Below are 20,770 nucleotides of genomic sequence, written 5' to 3'. Positions count from 1 at the left end.
GGCACCTCCTCCGTAAGTTACACTCCGTTATTTCACTGCTTGAACAAGTCTTGGCGCAATCTCCTGCAATGGCAGAAGATGACGCACGCATTGCAGCTCAACTGCTGAACGCGGCATACCATAGACAACACAAGTTTCTTCATTTTCGGCAAAAGTAGAAGTTACTCCCGTTTCGTATAATTTTTTCATCATACGTGCTCCGTCACTTCCCATACCTGTCAGAAGAACAAGATGTCGCTGTAAAGATGTAAACGGCAGAAGCGATTCAAACATGGTATCCACTGAAGGTCTGTGCCCATTCACCTGTTGGTCTTCACTCAATTTCAGAATGAATCTTCCGTCCGCTGCCTTGTGAACTCTCATATGAAAGCCACCTGGGGCAATGTATGCTGTTCCTCTTTTCAGCTGCATACCATCTTCAGCCTCCACCACATGTAGTGGACTGAATGAATTCAACCGTTGAGCCAGCGAACGCGTAAAGTTAGGCGGCATATGCTGCACAATAATTACTGGTGCTGGCAGATCTGCAGGCAGTTGCTCCAATAAGGTTTTAAGCGCTCTTGGACCGCCAGTTGAAGATCCGATTGCTACAAGCTTGTTGAATGATCCCTCCATGCCTGCCGGGGCTTTATAAACCGTATTTGGTTTCGTTATCTCCTTCGCAGGTACGGAAGCCTTACTTGCTACTGGCTGATCGGACGTAAGACGTGACGTGTTAACCGTCTTCGCCTCCTTGCGAGCTTGCAGCGGACTGACAGGCGGCTGGTCTGCTGTCTGCTTGCGAGCAGATTGACCCGGCTTCACCAAGTTTTCTTTTTTACTGAACGCACGATCAGGCTTGGAAGGAGATAAAGGCGCACTGGTTAGCTTTTTGCCCTGCGCCCCATCTGTACGCCCCTCTAATGAAGGCTGAACCTTCGGAACAGCAGGCAAAGCCGTTTTACTGCTCGGTTCACTGATGTCTTTGGACGGTATCTCTTTCTTCAGCGTCTGAGCTGTAGGCGTTCCGGCGTTGCGGGACGCATCCATCTTTTGGATCGCTTCTTTACGTTCAGCTTTTCGCTTGACTTCTTGCATGGCAGCTCGCATTCGTTCAACGAGCGCTTTGCCAACCTGAGCAATATCCTGATCATGCACGACGGATGGTTTACGGATAAAATCAAATGCACCTGCTTCCAGAGCCATAATGGTTTCTTTCATTCCTTGTTCATTAATGCCAGAAAGCATAATTACAGGAATGGAGGATTGGTCCATAATTGTTTTTAGTGCATCCAGCCCGTTCATCTCGGGCATTTCAACATCCATCGTGATAATATCAGGCTTAAGCTCTAACGTTTTTTGGATGGCCTCTTTCCCGTTTGACGCTGTTGCCGTAACTTTAAACTCTGAGTCCGCTTCAATTAAATCCGTCACAATTTTGCGCATAAAAGCGGAATCATCGACAACCAATACTTGATAGACCGCCATATTGTGTCACCTCTGTTTCCTTTATTCAGAAATCATGTTGTTCGTCTAAGCCACTTTTTCATAAATCCCCTGATTCCTGACAAGGTTTCGGATTCCGGAGCCGCAGGTACAGCCAAATAACGAAGAGCAAGCTTCTGTATATCTTTGGAAGCTTTGCAGTTTGGATAAGCCAGGCGATAGGGCATCTGTTTCTTTACCGCTGCAACCACCTGTGCATCCTCCGAAATATATCCCAAGAGTGGAATATCGGTCTGCAAAAACCTGCTTGCTACTCCAGCTATTTTGTCTGCCACACGCTCCGCCTCCCTTTCGTCTTCGACCCGGTTTACGATCATACGGAAGGGAGTTGAGTGCTCCTGGCTGTGCATTACTTTGACTAAGGCATAAGCATCAGTTATTGAAGTCGGTTCAGGTGTAGTTACAATCAGGCACTCATCGGCAGCACCGATGAATCTCATATTCTCCTTGGACAGACCCGCCCCAGTGTCGAAAATGACATAATCCATCTCCTGTGCAATGTCCTCCACTTGACTGGCGAAAAACTCCAGATCACGATCAGACAAGGAGAACAGCTCTTTCATTCCCGACCCCCCTGCAATGTAAGGAAGCCCGTCTGCACCAAGTTGTATGATTTCCCTTATAGTTTTATGTCGGTATAAAAGATGATACAGATTATAGGAAGACGTCGTTCCCATCAAAACATCGATATTAGCCATACCAATATCTGCATCAAAAACCAACACCTTCTTGCCCAGGGAGTGAAGTGTAAGTGCAAAGTTCAACGTAAAGTTGGATTTGCCTACCCCGCCCTTGCCGCTTGCCACTGTAATGATTTTGGAAGAACGAGGGTTTCCCCTGCCTTCACTGCCTCCCTGAGGTGCAGAGACCAAACTTCGAAGTGCCGCAGCCTGATCCTTCATTGTTTCCCTTCTCCCAGCAGCGCCTTACACAGCCATTCTGCATCAGGCTTCAGCAGATCATCCGGGACGTTCTGACCGTTGGCCACATAAGCAAGCCTGAGAGGAAAACGATGAAGCAGGTTGAAGAGTGGACCGCATGTTCCTGTTTCATCCATTTTTGTGAAAATCACTTTATCTAATCCGTATTTGCTGAAGTGCTCTGTAATTTGCACCATATCTGCGCTTTTGGCCGTCATGCTCATCACCAGAAAAGTTTCGCTGTTCTCCACTGGAGCGAGCAGACTTTGCAGCTCGGACACAAGCAGCTCATTTCTATAATTTCTGCCCGCTGTATCCATAAAGATCAGATCACAGTGAGCTAAACGGGAAATGGCACGCTGTGTATCGCCAGGAGACTGCACCACTTCCAACGGCACATTCAAGATCGACGCATACGTTCTGAGCTGCTCCACTGCTGAGATTCGATATGTGTCGGAAGTAATAAATCCAACCTTGCGTTGTTTTTTAAACATCTGTTCCGCAGCAAGCTTGGCAATCGTTGTTGTTTTACCAACCCCTGTCGGGCCAGCTACATACACAATACGTGTCGTTGGCAAGATGCCCTCCTGGATGCGCTCGTTCAGAAAATGGATGACCTGTGATTGCAATGCCAACTCTATATCCTGCTCTTGCATCTCACCCTCAGTTAACTTCTCCTGAATGGGTTCAAGCCATGACTCCCACACTTCCGGCCAAATCTCCTGTTCTGTCAAACGCTGACGCCAGCTGAGCAATGCCTCAGGAAAAGTTTCAACCACTGTCCCCTGCCTGGAAAGCTTGGTCATCATCTGCTTCAAATCCTGGAGCTCACTGAGCAGCTTGTCCTGCTGTTGTTCCGAATCAGACTCTGACTTAGTAGAGGTTGAACCCGAAAAATCCGCCCCTTGCGGTCGCGGTTTATGCTCACTGCTCAAAGAAATAGAGCCATTATCCATCTTTGCATCCTCATGATTGGATCTGGACACAACTGGAACCATTGCCGACTTCTCCTGTGGACTATGATCAACCGTGCTTGCTGCCGCCTCCTCATCGGAAGCAGTGACAAACGAACGCGCAGTTTGAGCATAAGCTTCAGGCACCAACGCACGAGGCACTGGTGTAAATGAATTTTGAACCGGTGATGCAGCAGTTTTCTTTGCTTGTTTCTTTTGTTCGTTGTCTACTGCTGCAACAACCTCGATCCGTTTCTTGCGAAACATCCCCAGCACTCCGCCCACCTTGATTTCTTTTGTGGACAGAATGACGGCGTCGCTCCCCAGGTCTTTGCGAATCTGAAGCATAGCTTCGGGCATGGTCTCAACAACGTATTGTTTTACTCTCATAAGTTCACCACCCCGATACTTTGAATTTCAACATTCGGCTCCAGTTCGCTGTAGGAAAGCACCGGAATATCCTGCATCGTACGTTCAATAACCTGACGCAGATACATTCGAATCGTTGGAGAAGTTAAAACGATGGGCTGTTGGCCCGATTGAATTAAACGATTCACTTGCTCGCTCAGCTTTTGGTAAACACTTTGAGTGGACACCGGGTCCAGCGCCAGATAGCTGCCTTGTTCCGATTGCTGCACACTTTCAGCAATTTTCTTCTCAAGACCAGGTCCAACGGTAATGACTCGAAGCGTTTCGCCTTTTTGAGAATATTGTTGGGTAATCTGGCGAGATAACGACTGTCTGACATACTCGGTCAGCACATCCGGGTCCTTTGTGTAAGTCCCGTAGTCTGCAAGTGTTTCGAAAATCGTTACCATATCACGTATGGAGATTTTTTCACGCAGCAGCTTGGCAAGAACTTTTTGCACGTCACCAATTGAAAGAACAGAAGGAATCAACTCATCCACAAGCGCAGCATAATTCTCTCTGAGGTTGTCCACAAGCGCCTTCGTCTCTTGTCTTCCAAGCAGCTCATGTGCATGCTTCTTGATCAGTTCTGTCAGATGTGTCGCTACTACAGACGGCGGATCAACAACCGTATATCCAGCAAGCTCTGCCCGATCCTTGGTTACTTCATCAATCCATAGTGCCGGCAGTCCAAACGCAGGCTCTGTTGTCTCGATTCCCGTTACAGATTCTTCATCGTAACCAGGGCTCATCGCCAAGTAATGATTGAGAAGCAGTTCGCCACCGCCAACCACGTTTCCCTTAATTTTGATGACATATTCGTTCGGCCTCAGCTGAATGTTATCCCGAATCCGGATAACAGGAACGACCAGCCCAAGCTCAAGCGCACATTGTCTCCGAATCATAATAATCCGATCAAGCAGGTCTCCTCCCTGCTGATTATCAGCAAGCGGGATCAAACCATATCCAAACTCGAATTCAATAGGGTCCACCTGAAGCAAGTTAATTACACTTTCAGGACTTCTGACCTCTTCAATCTGCTGCTCTTCCTCCAGCTGCTCTTCCGCCTCCTGTTTCAGATTCAGATTGTTCTGCATCCTCCAGGCGGCAAAGGCGAGCATGCCGGCCAGCGGCAGCGTTGTAATTACATGAATCGGTGTAAAGAAACCAAGCATCGCGATAACAAAAGCTACAATATAGATCAATATCGGATATGTAAACAGCTGGCCCGTAATATCTTCTGCCAAGTTTCCTTCCGATGAAGCTCTGGTAACGATTAGCCCTGCCGCAGTTGAAATAAGAAGTGCAGGAATCTGGCTAACCAATCCGTCACCGATTGTCAGTACCGAATACGTAGAAAGTGATGTTGCAAAATCGAGACCATGTACGGTCATACCGATAATAAAGCCGCCAATCAGGTTAATTAAGAGAATGATAATACTTGCAATGGCATCCCCTTTGACGAATTTACTTGCACCATCCATCGCTCCGTAAAAGTCGGCTTCGCGTTCAATTTTGGATCGACGCTCTCGAGCCTGCTGCTCATTGATCAGTCCGGCATTCAAGTCAGCATCGATACTCATTTGTTTCCCTGGCATGGCATCGAGGGTAAATCTTGCTGCTACTTCAGCAACACGCTCAGACCCTTTGGTGATAACGATAAACTGAACCACAACCAGAATCAAAAATACGATAAACCCTATCGCAATTTCTCCACCCGCAATCCAGCTTCCGAAGGTTGCTACAACCGCTCCCGCATCCCCCTTACCCAAAATCAGCTTGGTAGTCGAGATATTCAGTGCTAGGCGGAATAAAGTAGTAATGAGCAGTAAAGCCGGAAATATAGAAAACTGCAACGCTTCTTTGCTGTTCATCGCAACAAGCAGTATCATCAAGGCAATGGAAATGTTGACAACAAGCAGCATATCCAGTAACCAGGCCGGGATCGGAAGAATCATCATCAACACTATGCCGATAATACCCGCAAGGACAGCTAAATCTTTTGTTTTCAATGAATGTACGGCCTCCGATCCCTTTTATTTCACTCTGCCCTTTAATTTATATACGTAAGCCAGCACTTCAGCTACCGCTTGAAACAAATCGGCCGGTATGGCGTCGCCAATCTCGGCTCTCTGGAACAAAGCCCGTGCCAGCGGTTTGTTTTCCATCGTAATCACACCGTGCTCTTTAGCAATTTCTTTGATACGCAGGGCAACGTAATCCTGACCCTTCGCAATAATTTGCGGAGCCTCCATCTCAGACCCTTCATACTTCAGCGCTACGGCAAAGTGAGTCGGGTTCGTGATGATTACGTCTGCATTCGGTACTTCCTGCATCATACGCTGCATAGCCATACGACGCTGACGCTCCCGTATTTTACCTTTGATCAGCGGATCGCCTTCCATTTTCTTGTACTCGTCCTTGATATCTTGCTTGGACATACGTATATTTTTTTCATAGTCGTACTTCTGGTACATGTAATCGAAGATGGCAAGCACAAGCAGTGCAACAGCAATTTTAACTCCAAGATTTAATGTAATTGAGGCAGCAAACTGCAGTATAGCATCCATTGAAAAATGAGATAACGAAGCAATATCTGCTTGATAACTGGTAATCGTACTGTACACAAGATAGCCGATAATCGTCATTTTCAGTATAGACTTGGCAAATTCCACAAGCGAACGAAGCGAAAAGATATTTTTGAATCCTTTAATCGGATTTAGCTTCTCGAGCTTCGGCTTTAAGCCTTCACCAATCAGAAGAAAACCGACCTGCATGTAATTCACTATTAATGCAATCAATGCTGCACCAAGCAGCACCGGAGCAAGCAGGAGCATCACTTCAATTCCGTAACGCATCATCAATGCCATTACATTTTCATCGGTAATCTCCATACTAAGCCGATTAATAAAAATATCCGTAAACAATCTAACCATACGTTCCTTATAAAAACTGCTAAACATCATCATGATTAGAAAAGTAAACAGGAGAATCGACGCCCCGGACAACTCCATGCTTTTGACGACCTGGCCCTTTTTTCGTGTATCCTGTCGTTTTTTCGGGGTAGCTTTCTCTGTCTTCTCCCCTGAAAACAACTGGAGGTCGAGTTGAAATTTCATGTGAATTCTGTCCTCCGTTTCACTCATACCGGCCTTTGTCCGATCGTTCCAAGCAGTTTTTCCATCGACCGGAACATCACCTCGAACAATTGGCCAAACACAAAAGCAAAGCTGGGCACCAGCAAAAGCAAAATTGCAATTCCGACGAGCACTTTAAGCGGCATACCTACAGCAAATACATTAAACTGTGGTGCTGTTTTGGCCAAAAAACCCAAACCTACATCCGTCAGGAACAGAGCAACCACAATCGGAGCAGCCATCTGGAAAGCCAGCATAAACGATTCGCCCAATGTGTGGACTAGAAACTCTGCAACACTCCCATCAGCCAATCTCCAGAAAAATAAATTGGACAAAGGAATCCACCGATAACTGTACACAATACCATCCAGCAAATAATGATGTCCGTTCATGGTCAGAAATAAAAGCACAGCAAATGCATATTTAAAGTTACCTGTGAGCGGCGCTGATGCGCCTGTCATCGGATCATATACGTTAGCTATACCAAAACCAATCTGGATATCAATAAACGCCCCTGCTGTCTGTACCGCAGTCATCAGAAGATAAGCTGTAAACCCGAGAAGCAAACCTATAAGGATTTCTCTGATAATAAGCAAAATGTAGCTCAAATCCGTCGGAACGGTCTGGTGTATGCCAAAAGTCATGTATACCGTCAAGGTAACAAAGGCAGAAATACCTACCTTAAACGATGCAGGTACATTTCGAGCAGAAAAGACAGGTGCAGTTACAAAAAATGATGCTATTCGACAAAACATAAGCAGAGCGACAGGGAAACTTTGCAGCAATGTCTCCATTGGCTAAAGCCTACCCTATGTATCTGTATAAATTATCGAGTATGTTGTACGTAAAATCGACGAGTATATTCAAAATCCAGGGACCAAACAAAAGTACCGCCAGCAGTACAGCGATAATTTTTGGCACAAACGCCAGCGTCTGCTCCTGAATTTGAGTTGTAGCTTGGAAAATACTAATAATTAGTCCTACAACCAGAGCTAGTATAAGCATGGGTGCACTGGCCAGCAATGACGTGTATACTGCTTTTCCGGCCAGACCGATAATAAATTCCGAAGTCATGACCGTCCTCCTTTAACTCTCCGGTTCAAGTGTTAAAACTTAGCAACAGTGACTTGACTACCAGATACCATCCGTCTACCAGTACAAAGAGCAGTATTTTGAAAGGTAATGAAATCATGACCGGTGGAAGCATCATCATACCCATAGCCATGAGTGTACTCGCCACAACAATATCAATCACCAGAAACGGAATGAAAATCATAAATCCCATCTGGAAGGCTGTCTTGAGCTCACTGATTGCATACGCCGGCACCATCACCGTAATCGGAATATCCTGATAGGAATTGGGCTTCTCTGTCTGATTGTACTTCATAAACAGCAGGAGATCCTTTTCACGCGTGTGCGTAAACATAAATTTCTTTATCGGATCTGCTGCTTTTTCCAGCGCCTGTGTTTGTGTCAAATCCCCTTTAAGATAAGGCTGCAGTGCAACCTGATTTATAGAGGATATCGTAGGCGACATGATGAAAAGTGTCAGAAAAAGTGCAAGACCAACCAATACCTGATTCGGAGGCATCTGTTGTGTTCCAAGTGAGGTCCGCACAAAGCCAAGCACAATAACAATTCGTGTAAAACTTGTCATCAGCACCAGTAAAGCAGGTGCGATGCTAAGCACGGTAATTAATAAAATAATAGATAATGAGCTTGTACCTGGCGTACTGCCATCACCGTTCCCGATCTGGATATCAATGTTCGGAATCGGCTCGGCAAAAGCCACCGTGACGGATGCCAGACTGATAAGTCCTATGAAACAACACGCTAACCAAATCTTTTTCTTCATGAATCCCTCGACCGATCTGTAGTATTGTCATGATCCAGGAGCTTCTCCATCTTCTCTTTACGGTTAGGCATCTGCCGAAGTTTGGATTCAAACATCTCATGGAAAGAAGCGGTGTCCTCAATTTCCATTTCCCGAGGCGGTTCTTCCTTACGAAGACGTTTCGCTAGTTTGGCAATGATAGGCGAAAAGCTCCCTTGCTGTGCAGCAGCATCCTGTTCAAAGGAATCGATAATTCGCTGCGCTTCTTCCACATCCGAAACTTTATCCAGCAACTGTATGTTTTCGCCCACACCAATCAGATAAACGTTTCCGCCAATCTCGATAATTTGCAGCGACTTGTTTTGTCCCAGACCGACCCCGCCCATAATACGAATCGTTCCGCTTCTGAACCATTGCTGATTCCGTTTGTTGAGGAATCGGATCAAATAAACAATCAGAACCAGGATGACGGCCAGGACAACAATCACCCATACAAGCTGTAGATAGTAATTGATTCCTGCGCCAGCTGGTTCTGGAGAATCACCCAGAGCCATCATCATGTTTGTTAAGCGCCCAGTGTTTTGCTGATCGCTTCGATAACCCGGTCAGACTGGAATGGTTTAACGATGAAGTCTTTCGCACCAGCCTGAATTGCATCAATAACCATTGCTTGCTGCCCCATCGCGGAACACATAATGACTTTTGCATTCGCATCAATTTTTTTGATCTCTTTCAGTGCAGCAATTCCATCCATCTCAGGCATCGTAATGTCCATTGTGATCAGGTCAGGACGAAGCTCTTTAAACTTCTCAACGGCTTGTGCGCCATCCGGTGCTTCTCCAACAACCTCATACCCATTTTTGGACAAAATGTCCCGGATCATCATTCTCATAAATGCAGCGTCGTCTACGACTAAAATTCGGTTTGCCATCTTGATTCAAGTCCTCCCTAAATTGTGCTTATTGTAATTTTTGAATTCGGTCCCATTGGCTTACGATATCTATAACACGAACACCAAAGTTCTCATCAATAACAACGACTTCACCCTTGGCGATCAATTTGTTATTGACCAAAATATCGACAGGTTCTCCCGCTAACTTATCCAGTTCGACAATCGAACCTTGTGATAATTCCAAAATATCTTTAATTTGCTTCTGGGTCCTTCCTAATTCTACGGTGACTTTAAGGGGAATGTCCATCAATAAATTCAAATTGTTCTCGTCAACCTGACCATAAGACCCATTTTGGAAATTCGCAAATTGAACAGGCTGTACATTCACATTCCTATTTGGTACACCGCCATAATGTTGAGGCACACCATAAGGTTGCTGCGGAGGCATCCCATATGGTTGTTGTGGTGGCATCCCGTATGGCTGCTGTGGCGGCATGCCTTGAGGCATCCCCATCGGCGGTTGTTCATATCCACCATAGTCCGGAACAGGCTGCTGTGGAGCCTGTGGAGGCGTCTGCTGCTGAACTGGCGGCTGTTCCATAATCGGCGGCGGTGTTGGAGCCGATGGCGCAACTGGCGCAGGTGCAGGCTCCGGAGTTGAAGCCACAGGTGCACTGGCTGTAGATTCTTGAGCCCCTCCTATTAACATATCCACCATATTTTTAGCAAAAGGTACAGGGAGAAGCTGCATCAGATTTGAATCAATCAGATCCCCTACTAACAGACGAAACGAAACTTGAATAAGTGTTTCATCTGGCGGCAGATTGGTAACGCCCTCTCCACTTTCCAAGTTGAGAATATCGATCCCTGGAGGCGAAATATTAACGAACCGGTTAAAGATGGTCGACATCGATGTAGCAGAAGATCCCATCATCTGATTCATCGCTTCCTGGACCGCACTGATATGAATTTCATTCAGCTCTTCGTCGGCCGGATTCCCTTCACCGCCCAGCATAAGGTCAGCAATGATCTGCGCATCTCTCTTTTTGATAACCAAAGAGTTAATGCCCTCGAATCCATCGACGTAGTTCACATGAACAGCAACATGCGGTTTAGGAAAAGCTTCTTCAAACTGTGTTCGGCTAATAATCGATACTTTAGGTGTTGTAATATCTACCTTGAGGCCCAGCAGCGTGGATAACGCTGTGGCAGCACTGCCAAATGTAATGTTGCCGATCTCCCCCAAGGCATCCTGTTCAAGCTCTGTCAGAAAATCATCTACCGTCTTCTGAGCAGGTTCGGAACTGGTTAAGGATTCAGACTGCCTAAGCAAAGCGTCGATCTCTTCCTGGGATAAATAATCCTTACTCGTCAAATTCTTCAACTCCTTCGGTGACAATTTGATCTATTTGTACAGCCACACGATCCTTTATCGTTCCCGGACTTCCGATATACTTCAGTCTGTCACCAACTTTGATGGAAAGTCCCTCTTCTACCGGTTTATTCAGTGTAATGACATCGCCGACCGATAATCCCAAAAATTCAGCAATCGAAATTCTGGATTCGCCAAGCTCGGCTACAATCGGTAATTTGGCTTTATTCACACGAGTTTTCAACGCATCGTATTCTTCCGGAGCTCTCGTTTTCTTCTCCGAAACAAACCACTGATGTGTTGATAACCGGGACATAATAGGCTCAAGAACGACATGTGGTATACACAAATTGATCATGCCCGTGGTGTCACCAATTTTGGTGCTTAGCGAGATTAAAGCAATCGTCTCATTGGGCGACACAATCTGCATAAACTGCGGATTGGTCTCCAGCGCTTCTAGTCTTGGCGAAATATCCAGTACCGTTTTCCACGCTTCCTGCAAACTCTCAAAAGCCCGGCTGAATATACGCTCCATAATCGTCGTTTCAATCTCCGTCATACTGGCAATTTTGGTCGGAGCATTACCGGTACCGCCCAAAAGACGATCCAGCATCGCATAACCCACGTTGGGATGGACCTCCATCACCATTCTCCCCTGTAATGGCTCTGCTTCGAAAATGTTCAAAATCGTCATTTTGGGAATAGAACGAATAAACTCATCATAAGGCAACTGTTCTACCTGAACGACATTGATCTGAACGAACGTCCGCAGCTGGGCCGAAAAATAAGTGGTGAGAAAGCGCGCAAAGTTCTCGTGTATACGAGTCAGGCTTCGAATGTGATCTTTGGAGAAACGCACGGCCCGCTTAAAATCATAGGATCTGATTTTCTTCTGAGTCTCTTCCTTTTTCAGTTCCTCTGCGTCCATTTCACCTGAAGAAAGAGCTGCTAAAAGGGCGTCAATCTCATTCTGTGATAATACATCCACCATGTCCTCACCCCCTTACAAGTCTACAGCGTGTTCTGTTCATTACATTGGTGCTATAACAATGTCTGAAATGCTGGTGCTTTTCAAATTTGGCTCAGGCAATGCCTCATTAATTAGACCTGTCAGCTTCTCATTAAATTGTTTCATACCCTTGGCTGTATTCAGTTCCTCAGCCTTGGTGTCCGCTAGTGCCTGAATGATAATGGGCTTCACCGTAATGCTTTGAATTTTATCAAAATCTTCTTTGGCTGTTTTATCAGATAACCTGAACGAGAAACTAACCATTATGATTCGATCGGGATCAGCCAGATTCGTTTTAATTTGTGGAAGCTCTGACGATACCTCTACAATTTCATCCGCAGTCATCTTTTTTTCTTCAGCGGCTGCTGCCGTATGTGTATTGTCGTTCTTGTCTGGCTGTAACTTCAAAAACACAAAAGCTACGACCACAATAAGTGTGATTGCAAGCAATGCAGTTGCAATCCAGGGCATCATCTTTTTCATCAGGACTCCTCCGTTTGCTGCACTTTAATCGTGGCCGCCTGCACTCCAATTTCACGGTTGTATTCTTTGATCTTGGTAATCACCTCATCGGCTTTTTCAAGCACAATCAGTCGTTTTCCTGTTACCAGAGTAATATACGTGTCAGGCGTCTCTTCCACAATCTCGACCATCAGCGCATTTAACCACATGGGAGAACCATTTAACCGCGTAACTGAAATCATGCTAAGCCCCCTCAATCAGAGTGGAGGAGCAAGCTCCCCCACCTTTTCAAAAATTACTAATCAATTATTAACGTTTCAGATTAACAACTTCTTGAAGCACTTCGTCTGAAGTTGTAATGATCCGGGAGTTGGCCTGGAATCCACGCTGTGCCACGATCATTTCGGTAAACTCATTTGTCAAATCCACATTTGACATCTCAAGCTGACCCGCAATAATAGCTCCTGTTCCATCCTCTGCACTGTTTGCAGTCAGTGGTTCAAGTGCACCCTCCGGATTCGCATTGACTGTCATGCGATACAGGTTGCCGCCGATTTTTTCCAGACCTGATGGATTAACAACTTTACCAATGCCGAGTTGGGGACCTGCTCCTGTTGTTCCGTCATCCATTGTCTGGTTAATCGTTCCATCCTGCCCAATCGTGAAGGAAACAACATCATCTCCAATCGTAATGTTCCCTCCACCGTTATCCAGAACAAACAATCCGTCAGAAGTTACCAGGTTGCGATTGGCATCAAGGGTAAAGTTACCTGCACGTGTCAAATAAGGAACCTCTTGATCTTCGCTCAAACGAACCAGGAAAAATCCATCTCCATTAATCCGAAGGTCAGTAGGTCTGTTCGTTGTCATTGGACTTCCTGCCAAGTGCATTGTGTCAATGGAACCTACCGATACACCAAGACCAATCTGCTGTGCATTGACACCACCATTTGTATCATTCGGTGCAGTTACACCAGAAGTCGTTTGGCTCATAATATCTTTGAACATCACTCGGCTTCCCTTAAATCCAACGGTATTTACGTTGGCAATATTATTACCAATGACATCGAGTTTTGTTTGAAAACCCCGCATCCCGGAAACGCCTGAGTACATCGATTTCAACATTTTATAAAATCCTCCCAGCCTTAATTTGGTTACCGCATCAGTCGGTCAGCGGCATTCCGGCTCCCGAGAAGGGCCAGCCGTTTAAGAAATAATTACAGCACTATCAATCTGAGTGAAGACATTGTCCTTCATACTTTCACTGTCCATCGCTGTAACTACGGTTCGATTTTTGACATTGACGATAAAAGCCATATCCTGCATCAAGATCAAAGACTCTTTGGCTCCCTTGGCAGCAGCCTTGTCCAGTGCTGAACCAATCTGCTTCATCTGTTCTGATTTCAATTCAATCCCACGCTGTTCCAATCGTTTAGCCGCGTGATTACTGAGTTTAAGCAGATTGCTTTCCAGGACTTCTGCGAAAGGTTTGGCAGGAGCACTCGCGGTCTCTCCCGTTTGGGGTTTGCGAAGCATTCCTGGAGTAACCGGTCCTGTGTACAATTGTCCAACGGTTATGCGGTCACTCATATCGTTTGCTCACGATTCTCGGCATTGTTCGTCTCGTTGTTAACTTCCGACGTTTCGTTGCCATTAGTACCATTTGAATTCACAGCATCATTCTGTACATTCTGCACAGAGGTTTTATCCTCGTCAGTCTGCTTTGCACGATTCACCTGAATGATCTCATCCAGCTTGATCTCGTCCTTGCCTACCTGGGCATACTGCACACCATCTCGCACAATAATTGAGTCAACAATTCCTTGACGAAGCGTACCGCTGTCAGCTTTATCCGCAGAAAGCCAGCTAATCTCCATCCCAATCATGCTGGACACTGCTCCAAGTGACTGATTTAACGTTTTTAGCTGTGATGAGATATTCACCAACTGTTCCACTGAACTGAACTGAGCCATTTGTGCAATGAACTCTTTGTCTTCCATCGGTTGCATCGGGTCCTGATTCTGCAGCTGGGTAATTAGAATTTTGAGAAACTGATCCTTGCCTAGCTCTTTCGTTGCTGGATTAGTTGTCGCTTTGTTGGCAGCCGAGTAATTGGGCCAAACATTGTTTGTAGAAATAATTTCATTTGCCATAGATTCACCTCATCCCTGTTTAGGCCTCTGCACTAAATGAATCGCGTTTAATATCGCCACCCTCAACCTGATCACTGCGCCAGTTGCGCAATTCCTCCTGAAGGCTTGCTGCAGTTACTGCTTCATCAGTCTGTTCTGCACGTTCACGGGAACGCCGTTGCTGTTGAGACTGACTTCCTTGTTGACGCCCGCCATCCTGATACATCTCTGATCCAAGCGAGCTGTTCTGGGTTACTTCAAGTCGTTCTACCTGAATCCCCTGAGATTGTAACGAGGAACGCAGCTGCATCATCTGTTGTTCCAGCATATCTTTGGCCATCACATGCTCCGTCATAAAGCGAGCGACCAATTGTCCGTTTTGCAACGTAATCTGCACATCCAATTTGCCCAGATGCTCAGGCCGAAGTGAGATCGTAGCCTCGGAAAATCCTTTCTGCTGAACAATATCCAGCTTGTTCACCACAAACTGTGTCATCTCTTTAGCAAAAAGGGATGCTTGCATTACAGGCTCGGCAGGTTTGCCCGCCGCTGTACCTGAGCTGCGTAGCGACAACTCTCCAGCAGTGACAATGGCAGTTTCGTGAACCTGTGTATCTACATTGGAAACGGGTGCCGCTTCAGCTTTAGCTGCATTTCCTGTAGCTTTGGATTCTGACTGAGCTGCTGCCGTCACCATAATCTGAGGTGTGTTTGCCTCTGTCTTGGATGTTTCTGCTCTAGGTGTATTTACCGTTTGAACAGGCTGATCTTTCACTGCACTGAATGTATCCAAAATCGTTCTGAGTTCAGCCCAGCCTTTTTTACCATCAGTTTCAACACCAGCCTGTTTCAGTTGAGCTTGCAGATCTTGTAACAACTGTTTGAATTCAGGAGCAGATTGCAAGAATGAACGATCTGGTTTCTGAACCTCCGCTGCGAGCTGAGTCAACATGTCCTGCAGGACAAAACGTACAGCTGCTGGATGCTGAGAGAGTTCCATAGCTGATGCAGACTTAACCGAATTAGCCTGATCCGCAGCATTATCGTTCAAAGAACCTTGCTGCTTGCTGTTCGAGTCATTGTTTAACAGGGCGTACAGCTGCTGAATTAACGTTTGAAGACCTTCAAGCAAGGCTGGATCATTTTCCAAAGCTTCTTCCAAAGCATCCAGATCACCAAAAAGTTTTTTCAGCTTATCGCTCAAATCCAGTTTGTCTGTATTCGCAAACAAGGAACCCAACGTCTCATTTAAAGAAGAGTCTTCTCCTTCATTTTCGGAAGCGAAAGTAAACACAAGCGGATTAGCCGTCTGACTTGCCGCTCCATTTGCAGCATCGGTGCCTTGACCATTCCCACCTGCTCCAGCCATTGATTGTGTCAGCGTCTGCAAAAATTCGCCACCAGTTGTAACAGCATCTTTGGACTGTGCACCAGACGCTTGAGTTGAACCAGACGCTTTCCCGGCTGAAGCAGTGGAGTTCATTTGAAATACAAGTGACATTTTTTCACCTCCCCTCCATGCCATTCAGATTCATAGTGCTTATTTATTGCCCATCAGCCGATTCAAAACTTTAGCTGTCTCGACCGAATCTTCCTTGGACATATTTTCCAGCAATTGTGAACGGGTTGCATCATTAACTGAATTCAGTATTGTCAGTGTTTTGTCTGGACTTATTTTGTAGGTTTCCAGTAACAACTTGGCACCACTGGACGCAGACATGGAGGCAAAGGTCTGACTTAACTGGTTTTTGTCCAGATTTTTGCTGTTCGTCGCTGTTGTTGTAGATGCGGCCGCAGTTTCCTTTTTCAATCGGGATTGCAATGCATCCACTGCCAGATCCCCTGAAGGTTTCGCATCTTTCATCATCATCGTGACATCTGCAGCGGTTTTCGGGTCCATTTTCTCCAGCACCTTCGTACGTGCCGTGGACTGCATCGCACTTAACATCAGCACCATTTCTTCATTCGTCATATTTTGCAAGATCGGCGCTGCTTTACTTGGACTCATATCCGCATACATTTTGGCTAAACTTTTAATCTGCTTCTGATAATCACTTTCCGTTTCCGGCTGTGCCGTTGCCGCCGTTTCAGCAGCCTTTTGGGCATCATCCAGTTTTTTTTGCAAATCAGCCGTTTTCTGTGTTTCGGCAGCTGCTGCTTCTTTAGCTGCTTTGATCTCTGCGTCTTTGGCCGTAACTTGAGACTTCAGCTTTTCAATCGTTGCTTCGGCGCTTTCTACCTGCTTTTCCGAGCTTTTCAGTTTTTCCTTCTCCGGGTCCAGGACCGGATCAGGCACCCAGTTCTTTACAAAAGGGATTTTCTGGGCAAGTTCAAGTGCATTATTACGAATATCTACATTAAATAGGGTAAGCAGTACACCTAACAGTACAACCGTAAATACAATCGGAATAGAAATCATGAGAAACTTTTCCCATCCATTCCCGGATTCTTTTTCCATATCAGCGTCTTCTACAGCCACCGTTTATTCCTCCTTCACGAGACAACTTCGCGTCCGGCTCACCTATCAGTTCGCGCGTCCAGCCTTGGCAGCGAAGCGTACAGTAGCCATCTCGTCCAGATCGTTCTGTTCCCGGAGGAGCATCTCTTGCTGAAATCTGATTTTGGCCTTATCCCTCGCTCCAAGCCACACTTTTTCGTCTATTACTTTGCCATTCAGAAAGGTCTGATTCCGCTGCACATTAACCTGAGCATGCTTGACATCACTGCTCTTCCGTGAGATACATTCGTCAAGGTGATATGCATAACGCTGCATCTCCTGCAAACTGGACGCTGATGCACAACTCTCTGCAGAAGATTGAATAATCTCCATCAGACTGTTCCGATCATTAATTAATTGCATCAGATGTTCTTCTTCCGTTTGCAATTTACCGATGGCTGAAGATAACATCCACTCTGCCTGTGTCTTCTCATTGCTCTTCAGGTCAACAACCTTCTGGAAATGATATCGAAATTTCATCGTTTACCTATTCATCTCCTTGCAAACTCCAGAATCAACCGCTCCTGTACCTCACTCAACGTTGTCTTTTCATCAACCTTCTGCTTCGTAAACTCCCAAATATGATCAATCTGGTCCATGGCTTCATCTATAGCAGCATTTGATCCACGCTGGTAAGCACCGATGTTGATCAAATCCTCTGATTCCTTATACACGGCCATGAGACGTTTCATATTGTTAACCGCTTCAATCTGTTCTTCAGGAGCTATATCCTTCATGACACGACTGATGCTGGCAAGCACATCTATTGCAGGAAAATGTCCCTTATTAGCTATCGCACGGTTTAACACAATGTGACCATCCAGTATCCCACGCACCGCGTCTGCAATCGGCTCGTTCATGTCATCCCCGTCAACCAGTACAGTATAAAATGCTGTAATCGAACCCGTTGGTCCTGTGCCTGCACGTTCCAGCAGCTTGGGCAGACTTGCAAATACCGAAGGGGTATATCCTCTCATTGCAGGCGGTTCACCTACTGCCAGTCCCACTTCTCTTTGCGCCATTGCATAGCGGGTAACAGAATCCATCATTAACATGACATTCATGCCCCGATCCCGGAAATATTCAGCAATCGTTGTTGCAATAACGGCCCCCTTGATTCGGATCAATGCAGGCTGATCTGATGTTGCCACAATGACTACAGAACGCTCCAGACCTTCCGGTCCCAGATCCCGCTCAATAAAATCACGTACCTCACGACCACGTTCTCCGACAAGTGCAATCACATTGACATCCGCTGCGGTATTCCGGGCAATCATGCCCATTAATGTACTTTTACCAACACCTGATCCGGCAAAAATACCAACCCGCTGCCCTTTGCCTACCGTTAGCAAACCGTCGATTGCCCGGACACCCACGCTCATCGTTTCAAGGACACGTGGACGATCCATCGGATTTACAGGTGTATTGGAGGTAGAGTACATCGGCATTCTGGAAGGTAGCAGCGAACCATCAAGCGGCTGTCCAAGTCCATCCAGCACTTTACCGAGAAGCTCTGAGCCCACCTGCACTCCGAGCGGTTTCCCCGTACCTACGACGTCACAGCCGGGGCCGATAGATTGAAGCTCCCCGAGCGGCATAAGCAGCACTTTGTTATCCCGAAACCCCACGACCTCAGCCTGAAGCGGCTTGGCAGATTTTCCGGGGTAGATGTAACATACATCACCGATGCTGGCATCAGGGCCTTCGGACTCCACCATCAGCCCTATCACCTGAGTTACTTTGCCGTTAATCCGAACAGGATCAAATTGCCGCAGATGCTCCATATATCGCTGTGAACTAAGAACTTTCATGTTGATGTTTTCGCTCCTCATCCTCAAGTGCTATGCGGATCAGTTCTTTTTTTATCTCGGCAAGCTGTGTATCAATCCGTGCATCAACACTCCCGAAGGCAGAACGGATAACACATCCTTTATCCTTAACCGTTGCATCTGGCAGAATCTGCAGCTCCGCTTGCGAATCAATAGAGAGAGCCAGTTCTTCCCGTGCAGCTTGTACAAAAGAAAACTGTTCAGGCGCCACACAAAGTGTGATCTGTCCCTGTTCTCTTTTTCTTGATAAACTCTGACGTATCAGTTCGAGTGTTTGTTCAGGCTCCACCGTCAGCTGCTTGTCAATTACTTTCTCCGCAATGCCGCACGCAAGTTCAACAAGAAAAGGCTCTGCTTCCTGAATAATCTGATCTTTGGCAACATAGGCTTCCTGAAGCACTTCTTGTGCTTCTCTCATCATCTCTTCGATCTTCACCTGGAGCTCTACTTCAGCTTGTGCTCTTCCTTCTTCAAACCCTTGCTGGAAACCTTGTGATCGCAGAGCCTCAGTCAGATGCTCATCCTGCTCTCGTTGCTCCTGCCACCAGCGATCAATCTGTTCCCGGGCTTCCTGAAGCATTCGTTCTGCTTCTTCCGAAGCATCGCGCACCTGCTTTTCCGCAAACTCCTTGGCATCCTCCAGCATCTCGGCAGTAAGCCGTTCCGTCTCTTCGTCCACTCGTGCACGAAGCACGTCTGCTTCGGAAACTGCAGCTTCGTCCCCATCCAATCCGGCCTCTTCTTCACTACCGTAATAATGATGATTTTCGAGCCTTTTATGGTCTTCGACAGGAACGTACTGGAAAGATTTAATCAAATTAGACAATGATATCATCTCCTCCGCCACGTGCGATAATGATCTCACCGGCTTCTTCCAGTCTGCGGATTGTACCTACGATACGTGTCTGAGCTTCCTCCACATCACGCAACCGTACAGGTCCCATAAATTCCATCTCTTCCTTGAATGTTTCGGACATCCGTTTCGACATATTCCTGAACACGGCCTCCCGCACTTCCTCGCTTGCCACTTTGAGTGCAAGCTGCAGATCGGCATTGTCGATATCCCGGATAATACGTTGAATGGAGCGATCGTCCACATTGACAATATCTTCGAAAACGAACATGCGTTTTTTGATTTCTTCTGCCAGTTCCGGGTCTTGAATCTCCAGAGAATCCAGAATGGTACGCTCTGTCCCCCGATCGACACCGTTCAAGATCTGAACGATGGACTCGATACCACCGGCATTCGTGTAATCCTGCGTTACTGTTGATGATAGTTTCTGTTCCAGCACACGTTCCACCTGTGAAATAACTTCCGGCGAAGTACTGTCCATAACCGCTACTCTGCGAGCGACTTCAGCCTGTTTCTCCTGAGGAAGAGAAGACAGAATCGCTGCGGCCTGCTCAAATTGCAAATAGGACAAGACAAGAGCGATCGTTTGCGGACTTTCATTCTGAATAAAGTTCAAAATCTGGTTCGGATCTGCTTTACGCGCAAAATCAAACGGTCTGACTTGCAGTGTAGCGGTCAACCGATTAATAACTTCAAGCGCTTTGGTCGAGCCGAGCGCCTTCTCCAAAATTTCTTTGGCATAGTTAATGCCGCCTTGAGAGATATACTCTTGTGCCAAACAAATCTGGTGAAACTCAGACATGATAAGGTCCTTCTCCGAAGCATCCACCTTACGTACATTGGCGATTTCCAATGTTAGCTGCTCAATCTCCTCGTCACGTAAATGCTTGAAGATTTGCGCTGACACTTCCGGACCTAACGTAATTAACAAGATTGCTGCTTTTTGTCTTCCAGTCAATGTTTGACTTCCTGCTTTTGCCAATGTGT

General features: G+C 46.3%; 23 protein-coding genes. All 23 read right to left on the bottom strand.

Annotated features, from left to right (window positions below):
- Positions 1-27: 27 nt before the first annotated feature.
- The 23 genes from ACQSGY_RS08560 to fliG all read right to left on the bottom strand — a co-directional run bounded on the left by ACQSGY_RS08560 (position 28) and on the right by fliG (position 20,765).
- Positions 28-1,467 (bottom strand): chemotaxis protein CheB, encoded by a 1,440-nt coding sequence (locus ACQSGY_RS08560; protein WP_427051544.1) that lies wholly within the window; start codon positions 1,465-1,467, stop codon positions 28-30.
- Positions 1,468-1,499: 32 nt separating this feature from the next.
- Positions 1,500-2,387 carry a MinD/ParA family protein gene (locus tag ACQSGY_RS08555; protein WP_427051543.1) on the bottom strand — a complete coding sequence of 296 codons (888 nt, stop codon included), beginning with the start codon at positions 2,385-2,387 and terminating at the stop codon, positions 1,500-1,502.
- Complete coding sequence (flhF, locus tag ACQSGY_RS08550; protein ID WP_427051542.1) at positions 2,384-3,748, bottom strand: flagellar biosynthesis protein FlhF; 1,365 nt, start codon at positions 3,746-3,748, stop codon at positions 2,384-2,386. Before flhF ends, ACQSGY_RS08555 begins: the two co-directional genes overlap by 4 nt.
- Positions 3,745-5,778, bottom strand: a complete 2,034-nt coding sequence (gene flhA / locus ACQSGY_RS08545; RefSeq protein WP_145402778.1) for a flagellar biosynthesis protein FlhA — start codon at positions 5,776-5,778, stop codon at positions 3,745-3,747. The genes flhF and flhA overlap by 4 nt, the downstream gene beginning before the upstream one ends.
- 24 nt (positions 5,779-5,802) lie before the next feature.
- Entirely contained in the window at positions 5,803-6,912 is a 1,110-nt protein-coding gene (flhB, locus tag ACQSGY_RS08540) for a flagellar biosynthesis protein FlhB (RefSeq protein ID WP_427051541.1), read from the bottom strand.
- Positions 6,909-7,697: a flagellar biosynthetic protein FliR gene (gene fliR, locus ACQSGY_RS08535; RefSeq protein ID WP_427051540.1), complete on the bottom strand. Its 789-nt coding sequence runs from the start codon at positions 7,695-7,697 to the stop codon at positions 6,909-6,911. The genes flhB and fliR overlap by 4 nt, the downstream gene beginning before the upstream one ends.
- A 10-nt stretch (positions 7,698-7,707) precedes the next feature.
- Positions 7,708-7,977, bottom strand: coding sequence for a flagellar biosynthesis protein FliQ (fliQ, locus tag ACQSGY_RS08530; protein WP_111270016.1), 270 nt, complete (start codon positions 7,975-7,977; stop codon positions 7,708-7,710).
- 25 nt (positions 7,978-8,002) lie between these two features.
- Complete coding sequence (gene fliP / locus ACQSGY_RS08525; protein ID WP_427051538.1) at positions 8,003-8,758, bottom strand: flagellar type III secretion system pore protein FliP; 756 nt, start codon at positions 8,756-8,758, stop codon at positions 8,003-8,005.
- A complete protein-coding gene (locus ACQSGY_RS08520) occupies positions 8,755-9,291 on the bottom strand; it encodes a flagellar biosynthetic protein FliO (RefSeq protein ID WP_427051802.1) in 537 nt (178 codons plus the stop codon). Before ACQSGY_RS08520 ends, fliP begins: the two co-directional genes overlap by 4 nt.
- Before the next feature lie 11 nt (positions 9,292-9,302).
- Positions 9,303-9,668, bottom strand: coding sequence for a response regulator (locus ACQSGY_RS08515; protein ID WP_090923862.1), 366 nt, complete (start codon positions 9,666-9,668; stop codon positions 9,303-9,305).
- A gap of 28 nt (positions 9,669-9,696) precedes the next feature.
- A complete protein-coding gene (gene fliY, locus ACQSGY_RS08510) occupies positions 9,697-11,004 on the bottom strand; it encodes a flagellar motor switch phosphatase FliY (RefSeq protein ID WP_427051537.1) in 1,308 nt (435 codons plus the stop codon).
- A complete protein-coding gene (gene fliM, locus ACQSGY_RS08505) occupies positions 10,994-11,992 on the bottom strand; it encodes a flagellar motor switch protein FliM (RefSeq protein WP_427051535.1) in 999 nt (332 codons plus the stop codon). Before fliM ends, fliY begins: the two co-directional genes overlap by 11 nt.
- A gap of 39 nt (positions 11,993-12,031) precedes the next feature.
- Complete coding sequence (locus ACQSGY_RS08500; RefSeq protein ID WP_427051534.1) at positions 12,032-12,493, bottom strand: flagellar basal body-associated FliL family protein; 462 nt, start codon at positions 12,491-12,493, stop codon at positions 12,032-12,034.
- Positions 12,493-12,714 (bottom strand): flagellar FlbD family protein, encoded by a 222-nt coding sequence (locus tag ACQSGY_RS08495; protein ID WP_123064455.1) that lies wholly within the window; start codon positions 12,712-12,714, stop codon positions 12,493-12,495. Before ACQSGY_RS08495 ends, ACQSGY_RS08500 begins: the two co-directional genes overlap by 1 nt.
- 67 nt (positions 12,715-12,781) lie before the next feature.
- Positions 12,782-13,597: a flagellar basal body rod protein FlgG gene (gene flgG / locus ACQSGY_RS08490; RefSeq protein WP_427051533.1), complete on the bottom strand. Its 816-nt coding sequence runs from the start codon at positions 13,595-13,597 to the stop codon at positions 12,782-12,784.
- Between the two features lie 81 nt (positions 13,598-13,678).
- Complete coding sequence (locus ACQSGY_RS08485) at positions 13,679-14,008, bottom strand: TIGR02530 family flagellar biosynthesis protein (protein WP_427051801.1); 330 nt, start codon at positions 14,006-14,008, stop codon at positions 13,679-13,681.
- Between the two features lie 50 nt (positions 14,009-14,058).
- Positions 14,059-14,625, bottom strand: a complete 567-nt coding sequence (locus ACQSGY_RS08480) for a flagellar hook capping FlgD N-terminal domain-containing protein (protein ID WP_427051532.1) — start codon at positions 14,623-14,625, stop codon at positions 14,059-14,061.
- A gap of 19 nt (positions 14,626-14,644) precedes the next feature.
- The gene (locus ACQSGY_RS08475; protein ID WP_427051531.1) at positions 14,645-16,105 is read right to left on the bottom strand and encodes a flagellar hook-length control protein FliK; all 1,461 of its coding nucleotides are present in this window, start codon (positions 16,103-16,105) and stop codon (positions 14,645-14,647) included.
- 39 nt (positions 16,106-16,144) lie between these two features.
- Positions 16,145-17,083 (bottom strand): MotE family protein, encoded by a 939-nt coding sequence (locus tag ACQSGY_RS08470; RefSeq protein ID WP_427051530.1) that lies wholly within the window; start codon positions 17,081-17,083, stop codon positions 16,145-16,147.
- 45 nt (positions 17,084-17,128) lie between these two features.
- On the bottom strand, positions 17,129-17,581 hold the full coding sequence (gene fliJ / locus ACQSGY_RS08465) for a flagellar export protein FliJ (protein ID WP_427051529.1): 453 nt from the start codon (positions 17,579-17,581) through the stop codon (positions 17,129-17,131).
- Positions 17,582-17,592: 11 nt separating this feature from the next.
- The gene (gene fliI, locus ACQSGY_RS08460) at positions 17,593-18,912 is read right to left on the bottom strand and encodes a flagellar protein export ATPase FliI (protein ID WP_427051528.1); all 1,320 of its coding nucleotides are present in this window, start codon (positions 18,910-18,912) and stop codon (positions 17,593-17,595) included.
- A complete protein-coding gene (locus ACQSGY_RS08455) occupies positions 18,899-19,756 on the bottom strand; it encodes a FliH/SctL family protein (RefSeq protein WP_427051527.1) in 858 nt (285 codons plus the stop codon). Before ACQSGY_RS08455 ends, fliI begins: the two co-directional genes overlap by 14 nt.
- Positions 19,749-20,765: a flagellar motor switch protein FliG gene (gene fliG, locus ACQSGY_RS08450; RefSeq protein WP_145402788.1), complete on the bottom strand. Its 1,017-nt coding sequence runs from the start codon at positions 20,763-20,765 to the stop codon at positions 19,749-19,751. The genes ACQSGY_RS08455 and fliG overlap by 8 nt, the downstream gene beginning before the upstream one ends.
- Positions 20,766-20,770 lie beyond the last annotated feature (5 nt).

Origin of the sequence: Paenibacillus sp. TC-CSREp1 (genome assembly GCF_050171015.1) — a bacterium.
Classification (GTDB): domain Bacteria; phylum Bacillota; class Bacilli; order Paenibacillales; family Paenibacillaceae; genus Paenibacillus; species Paenibacillus silvae.
The sequence above is the reverse complement of the archived record's forward strand: the minus strand, read 5'-3'. Positions and strand labels throughout refer to the sequence as shown.

Coding starts and splice junctions, on each gene's coding strand:
- fliM (WP_427051535.1), bottom strand. CDS start 11,992: ATGGTGGATGTATTATCACAGAATGAGATTGACGCCCTTTTAGCAGCT.
- fliQ (WP_111270016.1), bottom strand. CDS start 7,977: ATGACTTCGGAATTTATTATCGGTCTGGCCGGAAAAGCAGTATACACG.
- fliP (WP_427051538.1), bottom strand. CDS start 8,758: ATGAAGAAAAAGATTTGGTTAGCGTGTTGTTTCATAGGACTTATCAGT.
- ACQSGY_RS08480 (WP_427051532.1), bottom strand. CDS start 14,625: ATGGCAAATGAAATTATTTCTACAAACAATGTTTGGCCCAATTACTCG.
- flhB (WP_427051541.1), bottom strand. CDS start 6,912: ATGAGTGAAACGGAGGACAGAATTCACATGAAATTTCAACTCGACCTC.
- fliI (WP_427051528.1), bottom strand. CDS start 18,912: ATGAAAGTTCTTAGTTCACAGCGATATATGGAGCATCTGCGGCAATTT.
- fliR (WP_427051540.1), bottom strand. CDS start 7,697: ATGGAGACATTGCTGCAAAGTTTCCCTGTCGCTCTGCTTATGTTTTGT.
- ACQSGY_RS08475 (WP_427051531.1), bottom strand. CDS start 16,105: ATGTCACTTGTATTTCAAATGAACTCCACTGCTTCAGCCGGGAAAGCG.
- ACQSGY_RS08495 (WP_123064455.1), bottom strand. CDS start 12,714: ATGATTTCAGTTACGCGGTTAAATGGTTCTCCCATGTGGTTAAATGCG.
- flhF (WP_427051542.1), bottom strand. CDS start 3,748: ATGAGAGTAAAACAATACGTTGTTGAGACCATGCCCGAAGCTATGCTT.
- ACQSGY_RS08555 (WP_427051543.1), bottom strand. CDS start 2,387: ATGAAGGATCAGGCTGCGGCACTTCGAAGTTTGGTCTCTGCACCTCAG.
- ACQSGY_RS08500 (WP_427051534.1), bottom strand. CDS start 12,493: ATGAAAAAGATGATGCCCTGGATTGCAACTGCATTGCTTGCAATCACA.
- fliJ (WP_427051529.1), bottom strand. CDS start 17,581: ATGAAATTTCGATATCATTTCCAGAAGGTTGTTGACCTGAAGAGCAAT.
- flgG (WP_427051533.1), bottom strand. CDS start 13,597: ATGTTGAAATCGATGTACTCAGGCGTTTCCGGGATGCGGGGTTTTCAA.
- ACQSGY_RS08560 (WP_427051544.1), bottom strand. CDS start 1,467: ATGGCGGTCTATCAAGTATTGGTTGTCGATGATTCCGCTTTTATGCGC.
- ACQSGY_RS08485 (WP_427051801.1), bottom strand. CDS start 14,008: ATGCTTCGCAAACCCCAAACGGGAGAGACCGCGAGTGCTCCTGCCAAA.
- ACQSGY_RS08520 (WP_427051802.1), bottom strand. CDS start 9,291: ATGGCTCTGGGTGATTCTCCAGAACCAGCTGGCGCAGGAATCAATTAC.
- ACQSGY_RS08515 (WP_090923862.1), bottom strand. CDS start 9,668: ATGGCAAACCGAATTTTAGTCGTAGACGACGCTGCATTTATGAGAATG.